The following is a 956-nucleotide window of genomic DNA, read 5'->3' as shown; positions in this document are numbered from 1 at the left end:
AAGTTTCGCCTTTTTTATGAATATAGTCCTTTTTTTTCGATAAACTCAATGACTTTATCCGGAGTATAGAATTTGATATTGCTCCCCTCTTTCACCGCTTGTCGAAGAAAGGTAGAAGACAATTCCATCATCGGTGTTTGTGTCAGGGTTATTGACGGATGTTCTTTCATTGTACCGCCATTATATCCAGGTCTTGGATAAACATAGATATGATAATCCCTTAAAATAATATCGTGATTCTTCCACTTTGAAAAGGTCTCTAAAATATCTTCACCCATAATTAAAACAAATTCATGCGTGGGATATTTTTCTGCCAGATGTGTTAAAGTATCGATGGTATACGAGGGTTGCGGTAAACTAAATTCAATGGAACTTGCCTTTAAATTTTCGGTCTCTTCAATTGCCAGATTAACCATCTCTAAACGGTCGTACATATTACCTAGGCTCTCTTTCTTTTTAAATGGATTTTGTGGGGATACCACAAACCAAACTTCGTCCAGCTCAGTATAGTTGGCCATATAATTGGCAATAATCAAATGCCCAACATGAACTGGATTAAAAGACCCGAAGAATAATCCGACTTTAGCCATTACTTTTTATTCAGAAAGTCCATTACCAATTTCTCTGCTTCCACAACAGCAACATCCAAATCATAATTTTTAAAATCACATCAAACTTATCTGCATAGGATAATTCGGATTCAGCTTTTGCAAAACGTTCCTGCAATTTTTCTTCAGAGTCTGTTCCTCTACCACGCAGGCGTGCTTTTAAAACTTCTAAGGAAGGAGGTTGCACAAAAATAGATAAGGCTTCGTCTGGAAACTTTGAACGCAAACGAAGTCCTCCAATCACATCAATATCAAAAATAACATGTTTACCCTGTGCCCAGATACGTTCTACTTCAGAACGTAATGTTCCATAAAATGTACCTGAATATACTTCTTCGAATTCGATGA

1 protein-coding gene and 1 pseudogene are annotated in these 956 nt (G+C 36.6%); both read right to left on the bottom strand.

What is annotated here, in order from left to right; all coding sequences use genetic code 11:
* Positions 1-14: 14 nt before the first annotated feature.
* The gene (gene nadD / locus L950_RS25435) at positions 15-590 is read right to left on the bottom strand and encodes a nicotinate (nicotinamide) nucleotide adenylyltransferase (protein ID WP_021190413.1); all 576 of its coding nucleotides are present in this window, start codon (positions 588-590) and stop codon (positions 15-17) included.
* Positions 590-956: pseudogene (locus L950_RS25430) on the bottom strand (guanylate kinase); the annotation flags it as partial. The pseudogene L950_RS25430 and the gene nadD, both read right to left, overlap by 1 nt.

The organism is Sphingobacterium sp. IITKGP-BTPF85, from assembly GCF_001006065.1.
GTDB classification, from domain to species: Bacteria; Bacteroidota; Bacteroidia; order Sphingobacteriales; family Sphingobacteriaceae; genus Sphingobacterium; species Sphingobacterium anhuiense.
The sequence above is the reverse complement of the archived record's forward strand: the minus strand, read 5'-3'. Positions and strand labels throughout refer to the sequence as shown.